Raw genomic sequence first — 21,276 nt, forward strand, 5'->3', positions numbered from 1 at the left:
CCGTGCCGCGAGCGCGTCTCATCGCCCATACGGCATGCGGCGTAGGATAACGCCACACCGCATGAGGGTCCGCCGATGAACAAGATGCTGTGCATGGGTTTGCTGATCTTGCCGTTGCTGGCAGCGTGCAAGCGGCCCGAGCCGCCATCGCCCGAACGCCCGCCGGAGCCGCAGGCGACCGCGCTGCGCGATGCGATCCGGCAACCGCTGGACAAGGCCAAGGCGGCGCAGCAGGTCACCGATCAGGCCGCGGAGCAGCAGCGCGCGGCGATCGATGCGGCGACGCGCTGAGGCAGGCTTTGGATCCCTTCGGACGCCTGATGGGCGTCGCGCGCGAGCTGCCTGAAGCCCCTCTCCCGGAGGGGAGAGGGGCTTCAGGTGCTTTTCAGAACCCGCAGAAGCAGTAAGCCAGCGCCTTCACCGGCGCGCCGCCCTGCTTGGCTTCGCCGACCGCGTCCTCGACGAAGCGCAGCTGCGTATCCATCTCCGGCAGCGAGCGCGCCAGCATCGCGCGGGCCAGGCCGGAGTCGCCCAGCATCCAGGCGCCGATGCGGCTGCCGGCGAAGCCCTGCATGAACTGCGCGAACGGAGAGGCCGGCTTCTCGACGTAGCGCACGCGGAACTTGCCCTGGGACAGCTTGGCGCGGGCAGCGGCATCGGCCACCGCCTCCTTCATGCCGCCGAACGCATCGACCAGGCCGCGCTCCTTGGCCTGCGCGCCGCTCCACACGCGGCCGCGCGCGACCTTGTCGATCGCCTCCACCGGCTGCTTGCGCGCCTGCGCGACCTTGCCGGTGAAATCGGCGTAGCCCTTGTCGATCACCGACTGGATCACCTGCCCGACCGCCGGATCCAGCGGCCGGCTGATGTCGAATGCGCCGGCGAAGCGCGTGGTGCCGACGCCGTCGGTATGCACGCCGATCTTGCCGAGCGAACGATTGATGTTGGGGATCAGCCCGAAGATGCCGATCGAGCCGCTGATCGTGGACGGGTCGGCATAGATGCGGTCGGCATCCATGCTGATCCAGTAGCCGCCGGAGGCGGCCAGGTCGCCCATCGACACCACCACCGGCTTGCCGGCCTGCTTCAGCGCGACCACCTCGCGGCGGATCTGCTCGGACGCGAACACCTCGCCGCCGGGCGAATCCACGCGCAGCACCACCGCCTTCACGTCCTTGTCGTCGCGCGCCTGGCGCAGCAGCGCCGCGGTCGACTCGCCGCCGATCTTGCCGGCCGGCTGTTCGCCGCCGCTGATCTCGCCCTCGGCCACCACCACCGCGACCTGCGGGCGCGTGTCCATCGCCGAACGGCGCGCGTCGAGCTGGGCCAGGTAGCCGTCGAAATCGACGCTGCGGAAACCGGCGTCCGCGTCGTCGTCGGCCACGCCGCGCTCGGCCAGCAGCTTGTCGATCTCCTCGCGCGTCTTGAGCCCGTCCACCAGCTTCTGCCGCAACGCGTACTTGGCCAGGTCGCCACCCGAGGCGGCGATGCCCTCGGGCATCGTGTCGATGCCGGCGGCGATCTGCGCCGGGTCGAGCTTGCGCGCCTTGCCGACGTCGGCCAGGTAGCGCTGCCACACGTCGTTCATCCAGAACAGGTCGGCTTCCTTGGCGTCGGCCGAGGCGGCATCGAGGATGTACGGCTCGGCGGCGGACTTGTACTCGCCCACGCGGAACAGGTGCACGTCCACGCCGAGCTTGTCCTGCAGGCCCTCGCGGAAGTACTGGCGGTAGCGCCCGAGCCCTTCCAGCACCAGCCCGCCCATCGGGTCGAGGTAGACCTCGTTGGCCTGCGCGGCCAGCAGGTACTGGGCCTGGGTCATGTTCTCGCCGAAGGCGACGACCTGCTTGCCCGAGGCCTTCAGTTCCTGCAGCGCCGCGGCGACCTCGCGCAGCGAGGCGAAGCCGGACGGCTGCAGCTTGTCCACGTCCAGCAGCACGCGCTCAATCTTCTTGTCGTCCTTGGCCGCCTCGATCACCCGGACCAGGTCGCGCAGCTGGATCTCCTCGGCGCCCTTGTCGCCCACCGCCTTGGCCAGCGCGCGGCTGACCGGGTCGGCGCTGAACTGCTCGACCAGCTTGCCTTCCGGCGCGATCACCAGCGTGGTGCGGTCCTGCAACGGCTTGACCCCGTTGCCGCGCGCCAGCGCCGCCACGAACACCAGCAGCATCAGGAACAGCAGGCCGAAGAACAGCAGGTTCAGGATCAACCGCCGGGTGAAATTCATCACATTCCACAGGCCGACGAAGAAGACGGCGATGGGATTGCGACGTGCGGGTTGGTTCATGGAGGGCTCCATCCAGGGAAACGTCTTGGGGACACCGGCACGCGGACGTGCCGCGTCCCTTGCGAGGGACTCACGACAGGGTCAACGCCCCGCACACGGATGCGCGGGCTTTCGCGGGCGACCCGCGAAAGATTCGGGGCCAGCATAGCCCCACGCAAGGGGGCTGGCATGCGCTGGAAGTCAGGGCCGGAACGTGCCAAGCCCTTCGCGGCGGCCGCGACGCGGCCCGGGCCGCTCTTCCGGCAAGGTCGGCCACCAGCGGCACGGGCATGGCCGCGCTAGGCGGCCAGCAGCCGCCGGCTGCTGACCCGGAAGCGCCAGCCCATCAGCACCGCGGCGGCGGTCAGGCCGAGGATCAGGCCGATCCACATGCCCTGCGGCCCCCAGCCCAGTCCCAGCCCGAGGCCGGCACCGAGCGGCATGCCCAGGCCCCAGTAGGCGAACATCGCGATGAACATCGGCACGCGGGTGTCCTTCAGCCCGCGCAGCGCGCCGGCCGAGAGCACCTGGAGCCCGTCCGGGAACTGGAAGGTCGCCGCGAACAGCAGCAGCGTCGAGGCCAGCGCCGCCACCGCGATGTCGTCGGTGTAGACGCCGACGATGGCGTCGTGGCCGAACAGCAGCGTGGACGCCGACAGCGCCTGCGTCGCCAGCACGATCGCATAGCCGGCCCAGGCCGCGCGGCGCACGCCGAGCGGGTCGCTGCGGCCGACCGCATGGCCGACCCGCACCGTGGTCGCCTCGGCCACGCCCATCGGGATCATGAAGCACAGCTGCGAGACGTTGATCGCGATCTGGTGCGCGGCGGCCTGCAGCGCGCCGAGCCGGCCGATCAGCAGCGCGGTGACGATGAACAGGCCGCCTTCCATTAGCACGGTGATGCCGATCGGCAGGCCGGTCCGCAGCAGGTCGCGGATCGGCTTCCAGCGCGGCGGCTCGAAGTGCGCGAACAGCTTCAGGTGCGCGAAACGCTTGGCGCGCCACAGGTACAGCGCGAACGCCAGCGCCTGCACCCACATCGTCGTGGCCGAGGCGATGCCCAGGCCCTCGGCGCCGTGCTCGGAAAACCCGAAGCGGCCGTAGGTCAGCGCATAGCCCAGCGGCGCCAGCACCAGCAGGCCGCCGAAGCCGAGCAGCATCGTCGGCAGCGTCCAGTGCGTGCCTTCGCTCAGGTAGCGCATGCAGAAGTACAGCGTCAGCGCCGGCACGCCCCAGCGCACCGCGTGCAGGAAGGCGGTCGCGCCCGGCACGATGTCCGGCGCGATGCCGAACGCCGGCAACAGCGGCGGCACCAGCGAAAGGAAGGCGAACATCGCCGCGCTCAGGCCCAGCGAGAGCCACAGCGCCTGCCGGAACAGCGGCGCGATCTCGTTCTCGCGGCCGGCCCCTTGCAGTTGCGAGACCGAGGCGGTCAGCGAGATCAGCGTGCCGATCGGCACCAGCATCGGCAGCCACAGCAGTGCCGTGCCGATCGTGACCGCCGCCAGCGTGTCGGTGCCGTGGTGGCCGGCGATGACGTTGTCGACGAAGCCGATCAGGCCGGTGGAAACATGGCCCAGCACCAGCGGCAGGGCGAGCAGGAGGGTGGCGCGCACTTCGCTGCCGAAGCGTGGCGTCGCCGGAAGGGATGCAGCAGACATGGGAAACACGGGCGCGTACTGCGGCCGCGCCGGGAGGGCGCTCGTACCGGGTAGCGTGAACCGTCTATTGTACCGCCGCTCGGCGGCCGGCCGGTGACACGGCTTCGCACGCCGGCTGCCGTTGCGGCGTGCCCGGCCCGCAGGCGGCGACACGAAGCCGCACGCAAGGCTTTCGCGCCGGTCAGCGCCCGAGCTTGCGACGCAGCCACGCCGCGCGCGCGGCCGGGGCCTGCGCGAGCAACTCGTTGCGCAATGCATCGCGCTCCTGCGGCGGGGTGCGTTGCGAGATCACCGCCAGTTGCTGCAGCTGTTCGGCATCCAGGCTGCGCAGCAGGCCGAGCAGCACGTCGCGCTGCGCCGGCGGCACGTAACCGAACAGCGGCTGCAGGTGCGCGTAGTGCGCGCCCAGGGTCGGGCCGAGCCGCCAGCCATCGCGGTACAGGCGGTCCATGGCGTCGAACCGCACGCGCTGCGCGCGTTGCTGCTCGGCCGGCAACGCGGCCAGGCGGTCGCGCGCCTGTCTTATCCGCGCACGCTCGGCATCGTCGAGCTCGCGCCAGGCGCGGTAGCGCGCGCGCAGGTCGGCGCGCTGCGCCGGCGTCATCGCTTGCCAGTCCACGCGCGGCGATGCCAGGGCGCCGCCGGCGTTCTCGTCCAGCGGTGCCGGCAGGGCCTGGGCGATGGCCGGAGCGACGGGCAAGCCCAGCAGCAGCCCGACAGCCGCCGCGACGGCGCGCGATCCGCGCCGGTGCCCGGGATCGCGGCCGGCGCCCCGCGGGAGGCCCGCGCGATTCCCCGTCCCGCTGCCTGCGCGGAAGAAAAGCCGCCGGCTAGTTTTCGTCATCGACCGTCTCCAGTCCTGCCGAAGCCGGCTCGCCGGCGACCGGGCGGGCTTCGGACTCGTCCGCGGGTACCGGCCCGCCGGCGGCGGCCCAGGCGTAGAAGTCGGCCTGCCGGGCCAGCCCGAGTTCGGGATCGGCCAGCATCGCCGCATCGGCCGGATCGATCGCCGATACCGCTTCGGATGCGGGGCGGTCATCGTCGGCCGGCAGTTCCTCGACCAGGACCGGACCGGCATCGACGACGTGCAGCGCGCCCGGCAGCGCCTGCGAGGCCGGCTCCGGCGGCAGCACCGGCGCCTGCCGCTGCCACCACCACCACCCGCCCAGCGCCGCCAGGCCCGCCAGGACGACCACGATGGCCGCGACGGCCCAGCCCGTGCGGCCGCGCCGCACCTGGCCGCGGCGCGGCTCCGCCCGGCCGGGGGCCGGTGCCTGGCGCGCAGGCGCGTGGGTATCCGTTGCCGCCATCGCCGGGGCGCCGGCCAGGGCCGCCTCGCGCAGCCGCACCAGGCGCTCCAGTTGCTCCGGGGCCAGGTCGCGCACCCGGGCTTGCGCGGCCTCGGCCAGCGCGCGCCACGCAGCGGCATCGGGTTGCCCGGCCGCATTGCGCGGGCAGGCGCGTCCGAGTGCGGCGCGGTAGTCGTCCTCGCTCACGCCGAGCACGTCGGACGCCATCGGCTCGTCGAGCCCGGCCACGATCCGCAACAACAGGGCCAGCCGGTCCTCCGGCGTCGCCGTCGCCAACGCCGCGAACGGCTCGGGCCAGGTCCCGGCATGGGCATGGCGCAGGCCCGGGGTCGCCGACAACAGGCTCCAGAAACGCACCGGCCAGGCGGCCATCAGCTCTTCGTTGGCGTGGTTGCGGAAGGCCCGCTGGGCGGCGGCGAGCGCGCGTTCCGCCAAGGCCCCGTCCCCGCCCTGCAGCAGCGCCACCACGAAGCCGCGCCGCTCGACGCCGCGCAGGAAAGCCGACAACGCCGCAGGGGTGACGGAAGGTTCGGAAGGCGGCGTTGCGGTCATGGGTACTCCGTCATCGGACGGCATGATAGCGGCGGCCCAGGCGTTCCTGCCCCCTTGACAGGCGGCTTCGCTCACGGCCCGCTCACGTACCGGACGGCGGCAGGTTGTGCACAGCAGTAAAGATCGGCCCTCACAAATCCTCGCCAAGCGCGGAAAACCCTTGTTTCAGCGATATTTCACCACTAAGTTCCTGTTTCCAAAGAAAATTTGTGCAGTGGCGAAAATTTGTCCAACTTGTGGCAGAGGCCGATGGGCGCGCCTTTGCGGGCAGCAGTGCAGGGGAAACCCACAACCTTATCCACAGCCAGTGTGGATAACGCCAATTCCCCAACCGGGACGTGGATTTACATCCCATTTATCAAACCCCGGCACAGGAACAGGGGCCAAGGGGCCGGCGCCACGGGCGGCGCAGGCCGCCCCGGAACGCCCTCTTCGTCCGGCCGCACACCGTGCCGCATGAGGATTGACGACACCCCTAAACTGGTCCGATGCCGATCCGCACCCTCCAGGTCGCCCTGCCGGTCCCGTTGCCGCAGCTGTTCGACTACCTGCCGCCGTCCGGCACCGCCGTCCCGGACGACGCGATCGGCCGCCGGGTCGGCGTGCCGTTCGGCCCGCGCGAACTGGCCGGCGTGGTGGTCGGCCTGGGCGAGCAGGCGGCCCCGGACGGCCTGCGCGAGATCCTGGCCTGGCACGACGACGTCCCGCTGCTGACCGGCGAACTGCCGCGGTCGCTGCAATGGCTGGCGCGCTATACCCATGCGCCGCTCGGCGAGGTGCTGGCCACCGCCCTGCCCGGCCCGCTGCGCCGCGGCGAGGCCCTGCCGGATACCCGGACATGGGCCTGGCGGCTGACCGAAGCCGGCCATACCGGCCGGCCGGGACTGCGCCGCGGCACCCGTCCGGCCCGGCTCGCGGAGCTGCTGGCCGCCGCCCCCGTCGACGAAGACCGCCTGGACCTGCAGTTGGAAGGCTGGCGCGAAGCGGCGCGCAGCCTGTCCAGGCGCGGCCTCGCCGAGCGCGTCGCGGTAGCGCCACCGCCGCCCGATGCGATCCGGCCGGGACCGCCGCTCAATTCGGAACAGCAGGACGCGGTGGCCGCGATCGCCGCCCAGTCCGGCTTCGGCACCTTCCTGCTCGACGGCGTCACCGGCAGCGGCAAGACCGAGGTCTACCTGCAGGCGATCGCCGATTGCCTGGCACGCGGCCGCCAGGCGCTGGTGCTGGTGCCGGAGATCGGCCTGACCCCGCAGACGCTGGCGCGCTTCCGCGCCCGCCTCGGGGTGACGGTGCACGCCTTGCATTCGGGATTGCCAGATGGCGAGCGCGCGCGGGTGTGGACCGCCGCCGCGCGCGGCGAGGCACGGCTGGTCGTGGGCACCCGCTCGGCCGTGTTCACGCCGCTGCCGCAGGCCGGGCTGATCGTCGTCGACGAGGAGCACGACGGCAGCTACAAGCAACAGGACGGCATCCGCTACCACGCCCGCGATTTCGCCCTGGTGCGCGCCAAGGCGCTGGACGTGCCGGTGATCCTCGGCAGCGCCACGCCGTCGCTGGAATCGCTACACAACGCGCTCGGCGGCCGTTACCGCCACCTGCGCCTGTCGCGCCGCGCCGGCGAGGCCAGGCCGCCGCGCGTGCGCGTGCTCGACGTGCGCAAGCGCCTGCTCAAGGACGGCCTGTCGCCGGACGTGCTGGCCGGCATCGGCGAGGCGCTGGCGCGCGGCGAGCAGGTACTGGTGTTCAAGAACCGGCGCGGCTATGCCCCGGTGCTGCTGTGCCACGACTGCGGCTGGACCGCGCCGTGCAACCGCTGCAGCACACCGCTGCATGCCACGCCGATGACCGTGCATGCCGGCGGCCGGCGCCTGCAGTGCCACCACTGCGGCGCGCGCCAACCGGCACCGCTGGCCTGCCCGGCGTGCGGCAGCCTGGCGCTGCAGCCGCAGGGCATCGGCACCGAGCGGCTCGAGGAAAGCCTGGTCGAGGCGTTCCCGGGCCAGCCGGTGGTGCGCATCGACCGCGGCACCACCCAGCGCCGCGACGCGCTGGAAACCCAACTGGCCCGGCTCGGCGATGCGCCCGGCATCCTGGTCGGTACCCAGATCCTGGCCAAGGGCCACGACCTGCCGAAGCTGACCATGGTGGTGGTGGTCGGCATCGACGAGGGCCTGTTCTCGGCCGATTTCCGCGCCGCCGAGAAACTGGCCCAGCAGCTGATCCAGGTCGCCGGCCGCGCCGGCCGCGCCGAGCGTCCCGGCGAAGTCTGGCTGCAGACCCATCATCCGGAACACCCGCTGCTGCAGACCCTGATCAACGGCGGCTACCACGCCTTCGCCGAGGCCGAACTCGCGCAGCGCGAAGGCGCCGGTTTCCCGCCATCCGCGCACCTGGCGCTGTTCCGCGCCGAGGCCAAGCACGTGGAGGCGGCCAACGACTTCCTGCGCGCGGTGCGCGGGCTGCTCGGCCACGGCGCGGTCGAGGCCTACGGCCCGATGCCCGCGCCGATGCCGCGCCGCGCCGGCTTCCAGCGCACCCAGTTGCTGCTCTCCTGCGCGCAGCGCCCGCCGCTGCACGCGCTGCTCGACCAGGTATTGCCGCAGGTCTACGCACTGCCGCAGGCACGGCGCGTGCGCTGGTCGCTCGACGTCGATCCGATGGACCTGTATTGACGGCATCGGCCTGTGGATGCCGTCCCGCATAGCGGGCCCGGTCGGCAAGCGGATCAATTGGGCGCAGTAAGCGAACGAAAGATCCTGAGGCTTCGCCCGTACCCTCATCCGCCCTTCGGGCACCCCGCTACGCGCCCCGGCCTGGCGCAGCGCGCCAGGCGTTCAGGCGTGTGCGAGCCAATGGCCCGCAAGCAACACGCCTTCACCCCGGCGGGAGAAGGAAACCGCAGCGCCTCAAACAACACCGGCGAAGCCCGTCGGGCTGAAGTCCCCCCTACAGGAAAAGCCATCGCCGCCGCAACAACGGCGGCGGCGCGCCATCACTCACCAAGTACGCCGCAACGGATGCGCCTCGGTATTGAACACCACCCCGTCGAAATCCAGCGCGGTCTTCGGCGCGAACAGCAGGTAGTAGTACTTGAAGGTTTCCGCGAACAGGAAGCTCTCCATCGAATCGTCCTTCTCCTTGCTGCGCACGTCCTTCAGCGCGGCGAAGCCGTGCTCGGTGCGCGTATCGCGCACGAAGTCCTCGAAGAACACCTTGCCCATGCCGCGATACCGCGCATCGCCCGTGTAGTGGTACAGGTAGTAGGCCGATTCGACGATCTCCGGGCGCAGCGCATAGCCCGGCGAACGCACCTCCATCGCCGCGTAGTCCAGCGATTCCGGCTCGATGCCGTGCAGGCGCCACATCTTCAGCCCCGACTCCTGCAGGCGCTTGGCGCGGTCCAGGTCGCCGCCCAGCGCCAGCAGGCCCGGCATGAAGGCATCCAGCGCGCCGTACAGGGTGGCGGTGCGCTTGCCGCTGTCCATGTCGGCATGGCCGTACCACAGCTCGCCCCCGCGCACCTCGTCGGCCAGGTAGCGGTTGACCGGCCCGATGCTGTCCTCCCACATGCGCTTGCAGTCCTCGTCGCCGAACAGCTTCCAGCACTTGAGCAGGTACTCGTAGTACGAATCGATGCCGCCGGCGATGGACGCATCCTTGTTGGTCCATTCGCCGGTCTCCACGTCGATGTTCAGCCCGACCAGGCCAATCTTGGAGCGGCGCTTGTAGGTCTCCACCAGCGCGCGCTTGGCCTTGTCGTAGTACTCCTGCTTGCCGGTCAGCTTGGCCAGGGTGCCGAACTCCAGCAGCAGCGTGCCGGTCTCGGCCGGGTTGCTGATCTTGCCGCGGGTCTTGCCGGTGCGCAGGTTGACGTGGGTGTACGGCAGCCCGGTGGGACTGTCGAACACCGGCGACAGGCGCCGCCCCAGGTCGTCGGCGAGCTTGAGCAGGCGCTCGTCGTGGGTCATCTGGTAGGCCGACAGCAGGCCGCCGAGTAGGCGGATGGTCACCTCGAAGTTCTGCACTTCGATGTCCTGGTCGAACGACAACTGGCCGACGATCAGCTCGCGCGCCTCGTTGGCCTCCTTGTCCAGGCCGAGCAGCAACAGCGTGTCGAGCGCGTCGACCGGCGACATCAGCAGCGGCACCGGATACCAGTCGCGCGGCTTGCCGCTGAGCGGCTTCAGGTCGTCGTGGCCCTTGGCGTACTGCATGTAGCCCTGCCAGGCATGGCGGGTCTGCTCGCGCACCTGCTCGGCCAGGCGCGCGGCCTCGGCGTCGTCCACGGCCGGCACCTCGGCCGGCGTGGCCGGGCTGGCCGCGGCCGGCGCAGCGGCGGGGGCGGCATCGGCAGCGGGCGGGGCCTGCTCGCCGCCGCAGGCGGACAGCGCCAGCGACAGGGCCGCGATCAGGGGAGCATTGCGCAGGGCACGGATCATCATCGAGTCCTCAGGATGGAAGCGTCGTCTGGTTCGGTAAAGAGGCGTCGTCAGCTCGGCCGGGCCGCGCTGCTCTCGCGGATGCGCAGCTGCACCGGCGCGACGGTCCGCATCGGTGGCGCATCGGGGTTTTCCACGCGCTGCAGCAGCAGCGCGGCCGCCTGCCGCCCGCGTTCGCGCGGATCGGCGGTCAGGGTGGTCAGCGGGGGCACCGCCATGGCGGCCTCTGAAATGTCGTCGAAGCCGGTGACCGCGAAATCGCCGCCGGGGCGGATGCCGCGCGAGGTCAGGCCCAGCATCAGGCCCAGGGCCACCGTGTCGTTGTAGCAAACCGCCGCGCTGGGGTGTTCGCTTCCCGCGAACAGCTCGCCGGTGCGCGCGGCCGCCTCGAGCCGGTTCGGGGCCGACTCGATCAGCCATTGCGGATTCGCCTGCAATCCCGCTTCGGCCAGGGCCTGCTGGTAGCCCGCGCGGCGGTGGTGGCAGGAGCTGGAGGTGGCGTGGCCGCCGAAGAAGGCGATGCGCCGGTGCCCGCGCTCGATCAGGTGCCGGGTGGCCATGTAGGCCCCGTTGCGGTTGTCCAGCGTCAGGAAGTCCCACTCGGCGCCCGCCAGTTCGCGGTTGAACAGCAGCACGTTGGCATGGGCGCCGAGCACCTGCTGCAGCTGTTGCGCATCGCTGCCCTCGGCCGGCGAGAGGATGAACCCGGTGGGCGTGTGCTCCATCAGCGTGGACAGCACGGCCTGCTGGCGCTGCGGCGATTCGCCGGTGCTGCCCAGCAGGGTCACGTAGCCTTTCGCGCCCAGCGCCTCGTCCACGCCGGAGGCGAACTCGGCGAAGAACGGGTTGGACAGGTCGTTGATCACCAGCGCGATCGAGGACGACGTGCGCCGGCGCAAGTTGGCCGCGGTGCGGTTGTACACGTAGCGCTGGCGGCGCAGTTCGGCCTCGACCTTCGCGCGCGTCTCGACATTGACCAGCGGGCTGCCGCGCAGCACCAGCGAGACCGTCGCGCGCGACACGCCCGCCGCCTGCGCGATATCGGTCACCGTGACCGCGCGCTTGCCGGCCTTGCGCGGCGCCTTGCCGATGCCTGACGTCTTTTCGTTCATCGCCTCATCCATTCGCGCAGGTATGCCACATCCGGGGAATCGCCGCGACGCCGGCCGCACCCGCGTTCCATCGCGAGCGGCGCCGCATGCGTCATTGCAGGGCCGTGCCTGGCGTGGCGCAGTACGATGCCGGCAGGTCGGCGACCGCCGTCCCCCAGCCCTGCACCGGCGCCTCGTCGCCCAGTTCGAAGCGCAGCGTGCCGCCTTGGCGCAGGCGTTGCCAGTCCAGCCACACCGCCTGTTGCGGCTTGCCGTCCAGGCGCACGCCCTGGATGTACTGCAACCGGCGTCCATCGGCTCCCGGCGCCTGCAGGCGCAGGCGGCGTCCCTCGCCCAACGCGACCTCGACCTCGGGGAAGCGCGGCGCGTGCAGCAGCAACTGGCCCGTGCCCGGCACCGCCGGGTACAGCCCCAGCGCGCTGAACAGGTACCACGCCGACATCGTGCCCAGGTCGTCGTTGCCGGTGACGCCGTTGGGCGCGTTGACGAACAACTGCTGGGCGGCGCGGACCACCACGGCGGTCTTCCAGGGCTGGCCGATCAGCGTGTACATCCAGGGCGCGTGCAGGTCCGGCTCGTTGTTCGGGTTGTAGCGGTACTGGCTGTAGTAGCTGTACGGGCCGACCACCCATTCCTTGCGCGCGGCGGTGAGCGGCGACCGCAGCAGTTCGTCGTAGGCGAAGAACGCATCCAGGCGCCGCGCGGCCTGCTCGCGGCCGTGCATGGCCGCGACCAGCCCCGGCACGTCCTGCTGCACCAGCCACTGGTACTGCCAGGCGGTGCCTTCGTGGAAGCCATGCTCCGAGCGCGGGTCGTAGTGGCCGTTGGCCGGCGTGTACCACTGCCCGTCCTCGCCGCGCGGCCGCGGGAAACCGCCGAAGCCGGTGCCGGCATCGCGCACGTCGGGGTCCCACACCTTGTGCCAGTTGCCGCCGCGTTCGCGCAGCAACCTGGCGTCGTCGGCGTGGCCGAGGCCGGCGGCCATCTGCGCCAGCGCGCAGTCGGCCAGCGCGTATTCCAGCGTCGCCGAGCCTCCATGGCGCGGGTCCACGTCCATGCCCTTGGACGGGAAGGCGCGGTCGTAGGCCACGTAGCCATTGGCCAGGTAGTTGGCATTGCCGGAGCGGCCCGCATGGCGCGAGTTCAAGGGCGGCATGCCGAAGGCATTGCGGCGCAGCGCCGCCCAGGCCTCGGCCTCGCGGCCCGCCAGCGCGCCGAAGCGCCACAGGTCGACCAGGAACGGCGTGACCGGATCGCCGGTCATGACGTTGGTCTCGAAATTGGCATAGCCCCAGCGCGGCAGCCACCCGCCTTGCGCGTCGATCGCCAGCACGCTGCGGGCGATGTCGCGCGCCACGTCCGGGCGCGTCATCGCCAGCCACTGGTTCTGCGCGCGATAGGTGTCCCACAGCGAGAAGTACTCGTAGTAGGTCCAGCCATCGGCGCGATGGATCGCGTCGTCGTAGCCGCGATAACGGCCATCGGCATCGCTGCCGGTCAACGGCTGCAGCAGCGCGTGGTACAGCGCGGTGTACAGCACGGTGCGATCGTCGCGGCTGCCGCCGGCCACGCGCACGCCCTCCAGCTCGCTTCGCCATGCCTGCTGGGCCAGCGCGCGCATGCGTTCGAAACCGAGAAGCCTGCCGTCCTGCATGCCGTCCGCGCGCAGGTTGTTGCGCGCGCCTTCGGCGTCGACGTGCGAGATCGCGCTGGTGGCGGTGACCGCCTGGCCGTCGGCCAGGTCGAAGCTCAACCACGCCCCGTTCGGCTTCAGCTCGCCTTCCATGCTGTGGCGCGCGCCCGGCACGCCGCCTTCTTCGCCCCAGGTGCCGAACGCCTTGAACGGCCGGTCGAACTCGATGCGGAACCAGGTGGTGTACTGGTGCCCGCCGCAGAAGCTCTGGGTTACCAGCCGCCCCTCCACGGCGCGGTCGCCGACGACGTCGATCACGCTGCCCACCACCGTATGGCGCTCGTTCGCCTGGCCGACGTTCACCAGCACATGGCCCTGGCCCCGATGGGCACTGAAGGTGTAGCGCTCCGCGGCGGCGCGCGGGCGCGCGGTGGCCTCGACGTCGATGCCGCCGTAGTCGGTCAGCCGCACCTTGTAGTAGCCGGCCTGCCCGATCTCGCCCTCGTGGGTATAGGACGACGCGTAGTTCCTGTGGTCGAAGCGCTTGGCATCGCCGGTATCGAAATCGCCACCGGGCCCGATGCTGCCGGTGACGGGCAGCACCGAGACCTGCCCGCCCTGCTCCCAGCACCCGGCGCCGGACAGGAACGAGTGCCCGAAGCCGCGGATCTTCTCGTCGTCGTAGCGCCAGCCAGCGTAATGGCTGCCGATCGGGCTAACCTGGATCATGCCGAACGGCGCCGACGCGCCCGGGAAGGTATTGCCCTCGTCCTTGCTGCCGATGAAGGTGTTGACCTCGCGCTCCAGCGCGACCGGCGCGGCCTGCACCAGCGGCGCGATGGCCAAGGCCAGCAGGCAGGCCAGGCCTGCCAGGGGACGGCGCGGAGAACGAGGGGCGATGAGGGGCGGCAATCGGCTCATTGATGGTCCTGCGGGTCGATGTCGTGTGCTGCGGAGGCCGCCCGGCGGCAGGTGCCGGACGGCGTGGAGGACGTTGCGGACGGCAGGGTCGCGGAGCCGCCAAGGAGCGGGCCGGCAGGCACGGAAGGGCGAAACGCCCCGGCGGAAACCCCTTTCCCCATCGTCCCAAGTCCACTGCGCTTGGTTTAGATCGATCCAAGTAAATCACGCCCCTTTTCGAAAATGCATTCCGCGCTGCACCATCGGCGGCCCTGCGACCGCCGGAAAGCCGCGCCTACCCGCATGGCCCTGGCCTGCGCCAGGTATTCCCAACGCCACGGTTTCGTATTGCGCAGCAGCATGCGTCCCCTCGTGCCCTGTGTTAAAAATTTATTGCCGATTGTTTAGATCGATCTAAACCAAGGAGATCGCGGAGTCGTGGGCGGGACGGAGGGGCGTGCCGCGAGGCGCACCGGCCGTTGGGAAATCGGCAAATTTTGGATCGATTCAATTCCAGCGATTTCAATCAGGTGAGGGAGAAAGAAATGGGGTACATGTCACGCTTGCACGGCCGCGACGGTCTGTCCGCGGCCATTGCCATCGCGCTGGCCGCGGCCATCGCGCCGGCCGACGTTCTCGCACAACAAGCCGGCACCGCCGCGTCGACGACGACGCCGCCACCGGACGCGACCACGCTCGACAGCATCACCGTCACCGGCTATCGCTACGCGATCGAGAAGAGCCTGGACCAGAAGCGCGAAGCCAACGCCATCGTCGACGTCGTCAACGCCGAGGACATCGGCAAGTTCCCGGACAAGAACGTCGCCGACGCGCTGCAGCGCGTGCCGGGCGTGATCGTCAGCCGCGACGGCGGCGAGGGCAAGAACGTCAGCGTCCGCGGCCTGTCCTCGGAACTGACCCTGACCGAGTTGAACGGCAACTACATCGCCACCGCCGAATCCAACGGCGATCCCACCCGTTCGTTCAACTACACGCTGCTGCCGTCGAACATGCTCTCCAGCGCCGAGCTGTTCAAGTCGCCGGAGGCGCGCCTGGACGAGGGCGGCATCGGCGGCACCGTGATCCTGCACACGCGCCGTCCGCTGGACATGGAGGCCAATACCGGCTTCGTTTCCGTCGAAGGCACCCGGGCCGACACCACCAAGAAGACCGACGGGCAGTTCTCCGGCTCGTACGCCTGGCACGACAAGGACGACCGCTTCGGCATCTTCGTCGGCTACACCCAGCAGAAGCGCACCACGCGCACCCTCGACGCCAGCACCGAGAACTGGCAGTGGTACGGCGACGACTACGACGGGCATCCGGCGACCGACGTCAACGGCCGTCCCTCCGGCATGACCAGCTACTGGTGGGGCGAGTCCGGCTTCTACGACCAGGGCGGCCGCTACTACACCAACTTCATGATGCCGACCTCGGTCAACCTCAACGTCAAGGAGGAAGAACGCGAGCGCAAGGGCGGGCAGGTCACCCTGCAATTCAAGCCGAACGACAACCTGACCTTGACGGCGAACTACTTCCGCTTCGACCTGTCGCAGGACTCGCAGACCAATACGCTGAAGATCCCGGAGTGGAACCTGGCCCGCTACAACGGCGACGGCAACTGGCCGGGCGGCCGCATGCTCGACGGGCTGGCCCTCGACCGCAGCGGCACCATCGTCACCGGCGCGCAGTACAGCGCGCACGCCGGCAAGACCTACTACTGCAGCGAGGCCGCCGCCGCGGCGGGCGGAATGGCCCCGGGCGGCTGGGGTCCGGACGACTGCACCATCCCGACGCCGCAGATCACCGGCAGCTACAACCTCGAGAGCGCGCTGTCGCAGACCGCCGACTTCGAGGCCGCCTGGCGCGGCGAATCGATGGACATCACCTTCAAGGGCGGCCGCACCTGGGCCAAGGGCGGCCCGGACCTGCAGTTCGCGGTGCCGCTCAAGCCGCGCCGCCAGAACGCGGACGGCAGCTGGACCCTGGGCAACTACGCCAGCGCCTGGGACGTGACCGGCACGCCGACGATGGCGTTCTCGCCGGAGCTGATGCAGAACCTCAAGGACGGCATCCTGCAAGTCGACCTCGGCTCGACCGGCTCGTCCTGGACCCGCAACACCACGCAGCAGAAGTATTTCCAGCTCGACACCACCTGGTACAACGACGAGGGCTTCCTCGACTCGCTGCAGTTCGGCGTCAAGTACCGCGACGGCGGCATCCATCGCAGCACCGGCAACAGCTATTGGGTATGCCCGGGCACCGATCCGGGCGACTACGAGAACCGCTACTGGAACGGCCGCTGCAACAGCCTGGCCACCCAGTTCTCGCCGGACTTCCTCTACGCGATGGGCAACCTGGCGGGCGGCATCGACGCCAGCGCGTTCCCGGCGATCAACTACCCCGCCTACATCGCCTACCTGAACCGGACCTACGGGCCGATGCAGACCCGCAACGAGGACAACTTCGTCTACAACGTCGACGAGAAGATCTACGCCACCTACCTGCAGGCCAACTTCAGGACCGAACGCCTGCGCGGCAACGTCGGCGTACGCGTCGTCAGCACCCGGCAGCATGCCGACTCGACCGACAAGGTCACCTCCTACAACGACTACTTCTACGACGGTGCCGACGGCAATCCACTGGCGTGCCAGGAAGGCGCCAGCGTGCCCGGCGGCGCGCCCGCCGACACCTACTGCGGCACCGAAGGGTATTGGAGGCTTTCGGACAGCCAGCAGCGCGTCGAATCGTTCGCGATCAGCTCGCTCGACCGCAGCTACACCGACGTGCTGCCGAGCTTCAACCTGGCCTACGACCTGACCGAGAACCTGCTGCTGCGCGCAGCGGCCTCCAAGGTGATCTCGCGCCCGAGCTACAGCGACATCGCCGCCCCCGGCAACCTGGAATACTTCAGCCAGGAGTACATCAACGACCGCCGCCTGACCGGCGGCGCCGACGAGGCGGGCTGGTACGGCTCGGGCAGCAACAAGAACCTGGAGCCGTACAAGGCCACCCAGTACGACATCGGCCTGGAGTGGTACTTCCATCCGGGTTCCGTGGTGGGCCTGGACCTGTTCCGCAAGGACGTCAGCAACTTCTCGGTGCCGGTGGTCCAGAACGTGTCGATGGACATCGGCGGCGAGACCGTGACGGTGCAGAACTACTCCACCACTGCCGGCGGCCGCGACGCGGTGTCGGAGGGCGTGGAGTTCTACGCCCAGCACACGCTGGACTTCGGCCTCGGCTTCCAGCTCAACTACACCTACAACAAGACCAACGAAGCGGCCATCACCCTCGAGGACGGCACCGAGATCGGCAAGTCCCCGCTGGTCGGCAGCGCCAGGAACCAGGCCAACTTCACCGTGTTCTACGAGACCAGCAAGTGGTTGCTGCGCGCTTCGTACAACCGCCGCGGCGAGGTGGTCGACGGCTTGGTCAACGGCCTGAACGTCTACGAAGAGCCCTACGAGCAGATCGATCTCAACGTGGCGTACAACATCACCCCGGACCTGAGCCTGACCGCCTCGGTGCTGAACCTGACCAAGGAAGAACAGCGCATGCACCTGGGCAACGACACCAAGGACCGCTTCTACTCCAACAGCTACGCCGGCCGCGTCATGTACATGGGCCTGACCTACAAGTTCTGAGCCTGCCCGGTCCCGGCACCACGGATACGCCAGCCGCATCGTCGCGATGCGGCTGGCGTTCTGCTTGTGGGCTCCCGTATCAGCGCGCCGCGTTCGCGCTCATCGTCGCGTTCCGGCTCGCGTCGAGGTATTGGGCCGGGTCGCGCATCCCGGTGGTATGGCACTGCCCCGTGGTATGGCCCATGTTGTTGCCGCCGGGCAATTGCGCATTGACCTGCTCTACCGTGCCGTCCTCCGGATCGCTCAGCACCAGGTCCGACGCCGCATTGCAGTAGTCGTTGGTCCACCAGTTCGTCGAAGCGAACGAGGTCGTGTAGTAGTAGACCTTCGCGCGCGCCGATGCCGGGATGCCGGCCAGCCACGCCTTGGCGCCGTCGTAGGTGAGGTCGGTATTGCTGCCGCAACCGACGCCGAACCACGAACCGACCGTGGCGATGATGCCCGCCAGGTTGGTGCCCTGGTAAGGCGTGCCGACCGACTGCAGCAGACGCGCGCCGGTCGCGTTGTCCAACCCGCTCCAGTAGTACGCATACAGGTGCAGCGCGGCCATGCCTCCCTGGCTGTGCGCGACCATGCCGAACGAATTCCACTGGCTGCCGAATTGCGCCAGCAACTGCGCGAACTGGTCGTTGCTGCGGCTCTGGTTGGCATCCAGGAACGCAGAGGCGTTGCCGAACTGCGCGACCGGCCACACCCCGCCGGAACAGTAGCCATGCACCAGCACCAGCCGCGAACCGGTCGCCTGGATCGTCGCATCGGCCGTCGCCTGCCGCAGCGACGCCGGGCGCGGGCCCATCCGCATCGCCTCGTCGATCGCGATCGCATTCGCCGGGTTCGCGCTGGCCAGCGCGCGCAGGCGCGTGGCCGGCAACGGCAATGCCAGCTCGGCCTTCTCGAGCAACGGAACGTAGTGGTCCGGATCCTCGATGCGCAGGTTGCGCAGCGCGAACGGCGCACGCGCACCCGAACGGGCGATCCAGCGCTCGTCCAGGCCCAGCGACAACCGGCCGTCCGCCGGCGCGACCATGCCGCCCACCCAGGCCACCGGCACGTCTTCGCCCGTCGCGCCCTTGCCCCATACCTCGGCCAGTACGCGATAGTGCGAAGGCGCATCCGCGCCACGCGCGGCCACCGGCAGTTGCAACGCCAGGCGGCCGGCCTGGCCCGGCTGCACGCCGATGCCGCCCACCAGGCGGAGCCGCGCATCCAGCACCGGCAGCACGTGCTCGGCGGTACGCACGAACGGCTGGCCGTCGCGGTCGCGGCCGTGCACCACGGTCTGCGCGATCCATGTGCCGGAGCGATCCGGAACGAACCCCGCGCCGTACACGCCGTCGCCGGCCGCACCATCGCTGTGGAAACCGTCGTCGGCCATCGCGACGGTGGAGAGGCTGCCATCGGGCGCGACGATGCGCAGCTCGGCGCGCTCGATGCGGCCTGCATCCATCCCGAGGCGCGCCTCGCCCGCGGCACTGTCACCGGTCAATACCGCATTGAGCGCAAGCGGACGGCCGAGCTGACGCTGGCGATCGCGCGGATAGGACGCCAACTGCGTGCGCTCGTCGCCCTCCAACAACACGTAACCGCGCTGCGCCTGTGGCGTCGACGCGCGCAACTGCAGGTTCCACTGGCCGTTGCGCGCCCCCTCGAGCGCGTATCGCACGCCCCTGACCGAAGACGCCTGCATGCCCAACGTGGCGGCCGCCGCCTGCAGCGGTGCCGCATTGGCGGCATCGGCGCGCAGCGTGCCGCCCGGCTCGCCCGCGGCGACCTGCCAGCCCGCGCCGTTGTCGAGCACCATGAAGCGCAACCTGCCGTTCTCGACCGGCAGGTTGCCGCGCCACTGCGCTCCCCCGGCCTGCGGGGCCAGCTCCACCGGCAACAACGCACTCTTGGACAGGATCGCCGCCGACGCCGGATCGGGGACCCGCATCTGCGCGAACTCCTCCGGCGGACCGGCCAACTGCTTGGGAACCAGCTCTGCAGCGTGACCGCTGCAGGACCACCACGACAACGCGGATACAACGAACAGCGTCATGGACCTGGACATGCCGTCTTCCTCCTTGGACGTTGCGGAATGCAACGCAGGCCCACGCCCCCTATTCCAGGCATCCAGCCCACGCCGCGAATCGCCCAGCGCCCCCTCGCCGCGACGTGCCTGGTTTATAGCGCCGCCATATGACCAAGCCACGACGCAGCGCAGCAGCGCGGTAATGCTGTTGCTGTTGCTGTTGCTGTTGCTGTTGCTGTTGCTGTTGCTGTTGCTGTTGCTCGTGATTTTGCTTTGGATTGGGTAACGCCTCCTCGCGCGGCGGCGCGCCAACCTCATGGCCCACGAATGTCACTGCGGCGCGGCCCCCTTCGAAGCGGCGGAGACGGCGGGAAACACCCGAAGGGCGACGTGCATGGGCTCGCCGGAAAAGGTGAAGCACCGCTTCGCCCCGGCGGGCGGGCATTCACCGCGCGGCGAATGCCCCGGACTCGGCCGCGTAGCGGACGAGCCCCGTCGAAAAATCCCGCCGGCTCCGCGGACCCGCAGCACAGCTGCGGGCGCGCAGGCGGGGGGTGCTTGATCAGCCGTTCGGCTGCTGTGAAGCGCTTCTTTGGGTTACTTTTCTTTACGCGGCACATTCCTGTGCCGCGCCCTTCGGGCGGGTTCGCCGTGCGGCGCTGCTCATGCAGCGCGCGTGCACAAGCAAAGAAAAGTAACTCGCCAAAGGCGAAAGCTCTGGCCTTTCTCGCCAAAGCCTCAAGAGCCCAAAGCAACGTCCCTGGATCCCCGCTTTCGCGGGGATGACGCTAGAGAGACTACGTGAGGCGGTGAGATAGCGTGGACGCCGGTCCGTCGGCCATTGGGCATAACCCGATACCGCTAACCCACTACCCCCGCCCCACCTTTCCCCGCACCCGGGGCTTGTCCCGGATCCAGATCACCAATCCATCCTGCCTGATCTCGAACAACCCGATCGCCTTGACCAGGTCGCTCAACTTCCGGTACCCGTAATTGCGCGGGTCGAACGACGCCTGGTTGGCGATCTGCTTGCCCACCGCCCCCAGGTGCGCCCACCCGTCGTCCTCCGACTCCGCGTCCACCGCCCCGCGCAACAACTGCACCAGCCGCGCATCGTTGCGCAGCTCCTTCTCGCCCCTGCGCGTCGAAGTCGCATCCTGCTCGTCCACCGCATCCGCGCCCAGCGCCTCCAGGTAGGTGAACTTCGAACAGGCGTTGACGAACGGGGACGGCGTCTTCTTCTCGCCGAAGCCATAGACCTTCATGCCGTCGGTCAACAGGCGCATCACCAGCGGCGTGAAATCCGCATCGCTCGACACGATCGCGAAGGCGTCGAGGTTGCGCGCGTACAGCAGGTCCATCGCATCGATCACCATCGCCATGTCCGAGGCGTTCTTGCCGCTGCTGTAGGCGAACTGCTGGATCGGGCGGATCGCGTACTCGTGCAGCACCGACTCCCAGCCCTTCAGGTGCGGGCTCTTCCAGTTGCCGTAGGCGCGCCGCACGTTGGCCACGCCGTAGCGCGCCACCTCGGCGAGCACCACGTCGATCTTCGCGGCCGGCGCATTGTCCGCATCGACCAGCAGCGCGATACGCGTCTCGGATCCGTTGCCCGATGCCATCGGCCATGCTCCTCGCACGGGCGCCATGCCCGTCCCGCGGCCGAGCATACACAGGCGGCTCGCCCGCGCATGTGCACGCGGCGCGAACACCCCGCGGTTCCTCCCGAGCTGCTACGTTAGCGG

The 21,276-nt window shown here is 69.7% G+C and carries 12 protein-coding genes; 3 read left to right on the forward strand and 9 right to left on the reverse strand.

What is annotated here, in order from left to right; all coding sequences use genetic code 11:
- The first annotated feature begins 84 nt into the window (after positions 1-84).
- Positions 85-291, forward strand: coding sequence for a hypothetical protein (locus M3M27_RS17510; RefSeq protein ID WP_434028037.1), 207 nt, complete (start codon positions 85-87; stop codon positions 289-291).
- 94 nt (positions 292-385) lie between these two features.
- Here M3M27_RS17510 and sppA read toward each other — a convergent pair whose 3' ends face one another.
- From sppA to M3M27_RS17530, 4 genes are all read right to left on the reverse strand, one after another.
- Complete coding sequence (sppA, locus tag M3M27_RS17515) at positions 386-2,287, reverse strand: signal peptide peptidase SppA (RefSeq protein WP_140726481.1); 1,902 nt, start codon at positions 2,285-2,287, stop codon at positions 386-388.
- Between the two features lie 278 nt (positions 2,288-2,565).
- Positions 2,566-3,927: an MATE family efflux transporter gene (locus tag M3M27_RS17520; RefSeq protein ID WP_434026432.1), complete on the reverse strand. Its 1,362-nt coding sequence runs from the start codon at positions 3,925-3,927 to the stop codon at positions 2,566-2,568.
- 181 nt (positions 3,928-4,108) lie between these two features.
- The gene (locus M3M27_RS17525) at positions 4,109-4,636 is read right to left on the reverse strand and encodes a DUF3106 domain-containing protein (RefSeq protein ID WP_434028038.1); all 528 of its coding nucleotides are present in this window, start codon (positions 4,634-4,636) and stop codon (positions 4,109-4,111) included.
- Between the two features lie 121 nt (positions 4,637-4,757).
- Positions 4,758-5,789: a hypothetical protein gene (locus tag M3M27_RS17530; protein WP_434026434.1), complete on the reverse strand. Its 1,032-nt coding sequence runs from the start codon at positions 5,787-5,789 to the stop codon at positions 4,758-4,760.
- Positions 5,790-6,277: 488 nt separating this feature from the next.
- Here M3M27_RS17530 and M3M27_RS17535 point away from each other — a divergent pair, with 488 nt between their 5' ends.
- Positions 6,278-8,461: a primosomal protein N' gene (locus tag M3M27_RS17535; RefSeq protein WP_434026435.1), complete on the forward strand. Its 2,184-nt coding sequence runs from the start codon at positions 6,278-6,280 to the stop codon at positions 8,459-8,461.
- 324 nt (positions 8,462-8,785) lie between these two features.
- Here the strand turns inward: M3M27_RS17535 and M3M27_RS17540 are convergent, their stop codons facing one another.
- From M3M27_RS17540 to M3M27_RS17550, 3 genes are all read right to left on the reverse strand, one after another.
- Positions 8,786-10,231 carry a glycoside hydrolase family 47 protein gene (locus M3M27_RS17540; RefSeq protein ID WP_434026436.1) on the reverse strand — a complete coding sequence of 482 codons (1,446 nt, stop codon included), beginning with the start codon at positions 10,229-10,231 and terminating at the stop codon, positions 8,786-8,788.
- 47 nt (positions 10,232-10,278) lie between these two features.
- The gene (locus M3M27_RS17545; protein ID WP_434026437.1) at positions 10,279-11,340 is read right to left on the reverse strand and encodes a LacI family DNA-binding transcriptional regulator; all 1,062 of its coding nucleotides are present in this window, start codon (positions 11,338-11,340) and stop codon (positions 10,279-10,281) included.
- A gap of 91 nt (positions 11,341-11,431) precedes the next feature.
- Positions 11,432-13,894 (reverse strand): GH92 family glycosyl hydrolase, encoded by a 2,463-nt coding sequence (locus tag M3M27_RS17550; protein WP_434026438.1) that lies wholly within the window; start codon positions 13,892-13,894, stop codon positions 11,432-11,434.
- 524 nt (positions 13,895-14,418) lie between these two features.
- Between M3M27_RS17550 and M3M27_RS17555 the strand changes: the two genes are divergently transcribed.
- Positions 14,419-17,520 carry a TonB-dependent receptor gene (locus tag M3M27_RS17555; protein WP_434026439.1) on the forward strand — a complete coding sequence of 1,034 codons (3,102 nt, stop codon included), beginning with the start codon at positions 14,419-14,421 and terminating at the stop codon, positions 17,518-17,520.
- A 79-nt stretch (positions 17,521-17,599) separates the two neighbouring features.
- Here the strand turns inward: M3M27_RS17555 and M3M27_RS17560 are convergent, their stop codons facing one another.
- Positions 17,600-19,570: a choice-of-anchor X domain-containing protein gene (locus M3M27_RS17560; RefSeq protein WP_434026440.1), complete on the reverse strand. Its 1,971-nt coding sequence runs from the start codon at positions 19,568-19,570 to the stop codon at positions 17,600-17,602.
- Positions 19,571-20,400: 830 nt separating this feature from the next.
- On the reverse strand, positions 20,401-21,153 hold the full coding sequence (locus M3M27_RS17565) for an NYN domain-containing protein (RefSeq protein ID WP_140726448.1): 753 nt from the start codon (positions 21,151-21,153) through the stop codon (positions 20,401-20,403).
- Between the last annotated feature and the right edge of the window lie 123 nt (positions 21,154-21,276).

The sequence above is a fragment of the Xanthomonas boreopolis genome (assembly GCF_046529185.1).
Classification (GTDB): Bacteria; Pseudomonadota; Gammaproteobacteria; order Xanthomonadales; family Xanthomonadaceae; genus Pseudomonas_S; species Pseudomonas_S boreopolis.

What these genes read in the sequence shown, in the direction of transcription:
- M3M27_RS17510 (WP_434028037.1), top strand. Translation starts at nt 85, where the DNA reads ATGCTGTGCATGGGTTTGCTGATCTTGCCGTTGCTGGCAGCGTGCAAG.
- sppA (WP_140726481.1), bottom strand. Translation starts at nt 2,287, where the DNA reads ATGAACCAACCCGCACGTCGCAATCCCATCGCCGTCTTCTTCGTCGGC.
- M3M27_RS17520 (WP_434026432.1), bottom strand. Translation starts at nt 3,927, where the DNA reads ATGTCTGCTGCATCCCTTCCGGCGACGCCACGCTTCGGCAGCGAAGTG.
- M3M27_RS17530 (WP_434026434.1), bottom strand. Translation starts at nt 5,789, where the DNA reads ATGACCGCAACGCCGCCTTCCGAACCTTCCGTCACCCCTGCGGCGTTG.
- M3M27_RS17535 (WP_434026435.1), top strand. Translation starts at nt 6,278, where the DNA reads ATGCCGATCCGCACCCTCCAGGTCGCCCTGCCGGTCCCGTTGCCGCAG.
- M3M27_RS17540 (WP_434026436.1), bottom strand. Translation starts at nt 10,231, where the DNA reads ATGATGATCCGTGCCCTGCGCAATGCTCCCCTGATCGCGGCCCTGTCG.
- M3M27_RS17545 (WP_434026437.1), bottom strand. Translation starts at nt 11,340, where the DNA reads ATGAACGAAAAGACGTCAGGCATCGGCAAGGCGCCGCGCAAGGCCGGC.
- M3M27_RS17550 (WP_434026438.1), bottom strand. Translation starts at nt 13,894, where the DNA reads ATGAGCCGATTGCCGCCCCTCATCGCCCCTCGTTCTCCGCGCCGTCCC.
- M3M27_RS17555 (WP_434026439.1), top strand. Translation starts at nt 14,419, where the DNA reads ATGGGGTACATGTCACGCTTGCACGGCCGCGACGGTCTGTCCGCGGCC.
- M3M27_RS17560 (WP_434026440.1), bottom strand. Translation starts at nt 19,570, where the DNA reads ATGTCCAGGTCCATGACGCTGTTCGTTGTATCCGCGTTGTCGTGGTGG.
- M3M27_RS17565 (WP_140726448.1), bottom strand. Translation starts at nt 21,153, where the DNA reads ATGGCATCGGGCAACGGATCCGAGACGCGTATCGCGCTGCTGGTCGAT.